Source organism: Pseudoalteromonas sp. BZA4, from assembly GCF_040104395.1.
In the GTDB taxonomy this organism is placed as follows: Bacteria; Pseudomonadota; Gammaproteobacteria; order Enterobacterales; family Alteromonadaceae; genus Pseudoalteromonas.
Genome location: NZ_JBECOT010000110.1, coordinates 1 through 5,449, shown reverse-complemented (window position 1 = coordinate 5,449; position 5,449 = coordinate 1). Strand labels below are relative to the sequence as shown.

Sequence of the window (5,449 nt, the reverse complement as noted above, 5' to 3'; positions counted from 1 at the left end):
AATCGTAAGACTAGCCGAGTCAAAAGCTCGACTAGCGGTGTCCAACGAAGCGTCAAAAAAGAAAGGTTAGTAGCTTAGGCTATTATCTTGGAAGCTCGATGCCTTTAGGCGCGAGTAGTTCACTAAATATAGGCTAAGTAAACAGCAAGCAATGCACATATTTGGATTTAAGAAAACAACATACCACAAGTACACGAGCCCAAAATACGAAGAAGAGATAAGTAACAGTGTTTCAATTATTTGCGAGTGCCTTGATCACATGGGTAAAGGAAAAGCAAAGAGATACTTAGAACTAAAACTCTCAACACACCGAGATAAGTCAGTTAGAAAACTATTAACCTGACGTATAGTCTTGTTTACTCTTAGGGGGTGAACTATGTTTATAATAGCTCATATTGCGTTCGTTACCTTTGCATATTTAGGGATTCATTTGGGAAAATTTGTTTTTAGCAAAAAATTACTAGGTAATTGAGCGATACCCCCTAGATTTATCTAATTTTAATATTAAATTAAGCTTATATTTGTTTCGGTTTTTTTACCCCACCTATAAAAAGTTAATATTAAAAACATGGAGTTATTGAAACAACAGTGTGAAGTGAATCACTTATGGGCGCCACCTTAATGTCGAATAAGGGGAGCTCATAAAGTTTCGAAAAATTTTTAAGTATGGAAGTTTGACAATAATAAGCACAGCCTCTATATTTAAAGTGTATTTAATAAATTATTGAGCCAGCAAATTCCTAATTGATTATCAATACCCAAGCATACAAACTCACCTTCATCCCTAAGTTTGTATGCTTTTTTCTTTTGTATCCTAGTTTAGCCAGAATGACGCTGGATTTGCTTTTTGTGCTTCTATACTTTGCTGGTTTGGTATTCTATAACAGAGGTTTAGCTATTAGGTGACATTTTGTTCTTGTCGAGCATTTTCTATTGTTAAAGACTCCCTATATTCAGCAGTTTCTGCTGTCAGTTTCCAATGAACATCAAGTAAATCCTGCTGCTCAACTACTTGTCTAACCTCTGCTATAGAGGTTTTGAAAAACTCTTTTTTGGGATTTACTTTGTTTACTTGCTCTCTCAAATCTTCTGTGAAGTTATTTTTCTAGTGTAGGGGCATCCACACTATAGATCATGGTATGCATATCAAATGATAATGGAGCAAAGGCACCTCAGAGCCCTTTTACTCTATCAGGTGGCTTTAATTGAGCAAATTTTAATTAAAAATCTAATGAAAATTAGGATTTAGATGGAAATATAGATTTTAAAATATCTTCAAATAAATAGTCATGGCTCTATGTTTAATGAAGTGTTTTAAGAAAAAATTAACCGGATATACAATCATTGCAAGCATGGTTGGTCAAACCATTGCTGTATCAGTAATTGGGGTATGGGCTGGGTTACTATCGATTGCCACTCCATTTGAAACAGCTATTGCTGCACAGGAACGGTTTGACCAAATTCAGCAAAAATACAAAACTGATGATCCAACAAATAACCGCTCCGATGATCAACGTTTAAATCAAACGTTATTAAAATACCCACATCAAACAGTCATAAATCCAAATCGAGAAAATGAGATAATTCAAAAATACTACCTAACCCCACAGACATCTAGAACAGTTGATTTGTCTGCTTATGGTAATTATGGAGACAATGCACAGCAGCAGATTGAAGATAGCGTAAATGTTGCGAGAGACATGTCAAAGTCAGCTGTTGTTCCATCGACTAATGCTAGTGGAGGTTTAATTACAAATTATAGTAATGGAGGAGTTTCGCTTACAAAAGATGATAGTGGTAATTATGTTGGGACTATTGATGAATCAAAAGTTACTGAGCATGTTTCTAATCAAAACGAGTACACTAGCTCAGAGCTAAATCACTCTCAAACAACATTTGAGGCAGACAGTCACTATGGTAATGAGACAGAGTTTTATGCTTCAGGAACCACTAAAATAAACAGTTTGAAAACAGACACTGCTAGTGATGCAACTGTATACCAAACAATTCAATCAATTCAGAATGACAATAAACCCCCAGAAATAAACCCCAGAAGCAGTATTTTCAATTACGGATTTAATGAAGTGAATGATGCCCTTGACGGTACCGGATCATGGTTATCGTCATGTACAGATGAGTCAGTTGACATAACACGTGAATTTACATCAACACAATCAACAAATCATTTATGTATGCAACCCCTTGCAAGCAATAGCTTATATTGCGAAGTTGAAAGAGCTACACCAGTTGCTTATGACGTAATAGTGCAAATGGCGGGTAAGGGGAAGCAGTTTTTAACAGTAGAATTTGACCTAAAGAAGCAAACTGCTAAGACAATAGCCCCAACCGATTCAATTGCAACAGAGCTGAAATTTGAAGGTCCAAGTTTTGAAGATTTCTGCACAGTTAATAATACTAATATTAATAGGGTAAGCCTTGGTGCTTGGCCCAACACCACACTAGATGGAAGTATTGATGAAAGTACTTGGATTCGAGAGTTGCAAGCGCCAACATGTGCAAATGGTTTAAAAGGTATTGTCCAAGTTGAAGATAAAACTGATGATAGTGGTGATACAAAATGGATCTTGAACGCTCAAGTAAGATACAGGTTTACTGGTGAAGTAGGGGAAAACAAGCAGTATCCAGCTGGTTGCTATGATGCGATTGAAAGTGAGCTTAAGGAAAGCAATGGCTTAGCAGGGTTTAGTGACACAATTAGTGGTGGTACTGAAAGCCGGTTTGAAGGTTTTTGTAAATTTGATAGCTATACAAATATCGAGGTTGGTAGCGTTGGATTACCCCCAGAAATATTAGAAACAGTCCCTCCTTTTTATAATGGTGATACAGGAAATAAAACTTGGAGAGTTAACCTTGATGGATACAATTGTGATCCTACTAAAGGTGAAGATTACTGTATTGTAACTCGGAGAGCCACTGAGGAAGAAAAAGCAGCAGGGATAGGGGATGAATTCCAATGTTATTCCTGGGATGAGATAGAATCTCAACCAAACCACTGCACTACCTACCAAACTGATACGCAATGTCAAGAAATTGAGAGAACATGTGCTGAAGGGTGGCTTTGGGAGCGAGATGACGCCGATGATATTTGCTTCGCTTACACAATTGAGTATCAATGTGATGAGGAGGTTGTTTCGACTGTAACAAGCTCCGTAACACAGAATACCTGTGCGGCTACATTGCCTTGTGTTGGAGGGAATTGTGAAACATCAAATAGTGAAGTTAATGATCAATTCGCAGATGTTCTTGCTATGGCTACAGTAATACAACATATGGAAGATGGGATGAACTGTGAAGATCCTACAGACCCATCAACGTGCACTATTTTTAAAGGTGAAGGCAAATTTTGCTCTTGGGAGCCAAGTGGTTTAGGTAATGACTGTTGTGAGGCTCCTGATGGTGTTGATATTTATGAATATGCACAAGCTGCTTATGGCATGCTACAAGCAGATGCATTTGTAGCTGGACTAGATGGAACCAGTAATGCTGTAGTAGGCGGCTATCAGAGTCTGAGAGAACCTATTGCTAATGCAGCTACAACTGCTGGTGAAGCTGTTTCAAGCGCTTGGTCTTCAGTGTCTACAGTATTTACTGATGCGGCAAGTACTGCGGCAGGTAATGCAGTAGGGGAGGTGGTTGATGCATCTGGGGCCGCAATGGATATTTTCTCTAAGCAGGCTATGGAAAAACTACAACAAGCGGTTATGAAATATGTTTATGATTCGATTCCAGAGGAGTTAGCTCAGGCATTAATGACAGAGACTGTTAAGAATGGGGCATCAACAGTGGTGCTATCAGAAGGAGCAAGTCAAGCTGTAGCGGTAATTGGTTATGTATATGCTGCATACATGGTGTATCAATATATTAAACTAGCTTTAAATTTGCTCACTGCTTGCCACGAGTATGAAATGGATATGGGAATTAGGCTTGCTACGAAACAATGTATTCCCGTAGGAAAGAAATATTGTGCTGAAGATGCTTTGGGTGTCTGCTATCTACGTCGTCAAGATTATTGCTGTTATGACTCCATCCTATCTCGAATAATAATGGAACAAGCATCCCCAATGCTTGGCCATGACCTAGAAGAATATACAACAGAAGAAGTTGATGGTTCAAAATTAAGGAATTGTCCGGGGTTAACCCCTGAACAACTGTCTAACCTAGACTGGAATCAAATTGATTTAAGCGAATGGATTAACATAATGATCGAGTCTGGTATTGCTGATTTTGCTCAAGACCTTGATAAGCTAACTGGTTCTGGTCGACTACTTAATAATGAAGGTCGAGAAAACGCTGTTGATAGAACAACACAAAGAGCTGTTGACGCTGAGCTTGCTGAGAGAGCTATTGAAACAAGAAGTATCATAAATGCAGATGATATTGATTGTTCATATGTGCCGAGACCATTGGCATGCTACTTCCTTAATGATTAATGATTAATGATTAATGATTAATGATTAATGATTAATGATTGTAAAGTTGCGCGATATAAATAATAAAGTACGATAGAGACACTTTCGGGACAAACGAGGAAATCTATGAAAAATATAACTAAAATATCCTTAGCTTCAGTCATGGCATTAACTTTATCAGCTTGTTCATCAACAAAAGAGCCAATTGTGTTTGATAGCTTTCAAGCAAATGAGAATGACTCATTTGCAAAAACAACAATGCGCTTAGCTGGCAGCAATAAGTTTATGGACAGTGCTGACGGAAAGTCAGGGACACGCAAAGTACCTGGCTCGAGTGTAATGGCTCTAGGTCAGCTGTTAATGTTAGATTTTACTGGAGCAGCCAGTACAGCCATTAATGATAGTATCATTGAAGACGAGCCTTTAGCTAAGAACGCCCAATTTATAGTTAAGGTTGAGAATGTAAGTCAATCAGCACTTGCAAATCCTGAAAGTATTATTGCTAGAGCTTCGAAAAAGCTTGATGAAATTGCTGCCAAGAAAGGGCTTGAAATAGAGTCAGAAAGGACAACAAGTACTCAGCGAATCATCAACTATAAAAACAAAAATCAATGTGAAAATTTGATTCTTGTTGTAAATAACTGCGGGCAATACATTGGGCTTGGTCGAGTTTCGTCATATGATCAAGAAAGTAAGTCTGCATATGTAATTTTTGAAGCAAATGGAAATTTTGTATCATTGCATTTAATGAGTGATTACATGGGGGATGATGTTTACTTGTATCACCCTAGAAAATTAGGATCAGGTAACTGGGATTACAGTTGGGCTATGTACGCTGGTTCTCATATAGTCATTCACAAAGGGAAAATACATAAATTTATTACTGGGCAAAATTTTGAACATTAGGCTTGCGCAATCTCACCCTTTCAAGGGCGAGTCAAGCAAGAGGTAACTAGTCTTTTTTCTGACTTAAAGCGCGTGAAGTTTTTACGGCTCTTTCACTTGGCGGTGTGTTTTGA

3 protein-coding genes are annotated in these 5,449 nt (G+C 37.9%); 2 read left to right on the top strand and 1 reads right to left on the bottom strand.

Annotated elements, in window-relative coordinates; translation table 11 throughout:
- Positions 1-898 precede the first annotated feature (898 nt).
- Positions 899-1,084: a hypothetical protein gene (locus ABMY41_RS21285; protein WP_235374321.1), complete on the bottom strand. Its 186-nt coding sequence runs from the start codon at positions 1,082-1,084 to the stop codon at positions 899-901.
- Between the two features lie 220 nt (positions 1,085-1,304).
- Between ABMY41_RS21285 and traN the strand changes: the two genes are divergently transcribed.
- Positions 1,305-4,451, top strand: a complete 3,147-nt coding sequence (gene traN / locus ABMY41_RS21280; RefSeq protein ID WP_235374322.1) for a conjugal transfer protein TraN — start codon at positions 1,305-1,307, stop codon at positions 4,449-4,451.
- 105 nt (positions 4,452-4,556) lie between these two features.
- Positions 4,557-5,336, top strand: a complete 780-nt coding sequence (locus tag ABMY41_RS21275; protein WP_235374323.1) for a hypothetical protein — start codon at positions 4,557-4,559, stop codon at positions 5,334-5,336.
- Positions 5,337-5,449: the final 113 nt, after the last annotated feature.

Coding starts and splice junctions, on each gene's coding strand:
- ABMY41_RS21275 (WP_235374323.1), top strand. CDS start 4,557: ATGAAAAATATAACTAAAATATCCTTAGCTTCAGTCATGGCATTAACT.
- traN (WP_235374322.1), top strand. CDS start 1,305: ATGAAGTGTTTTAAGAAAAAATTAACCGGATATACAATCATTGCAAGC.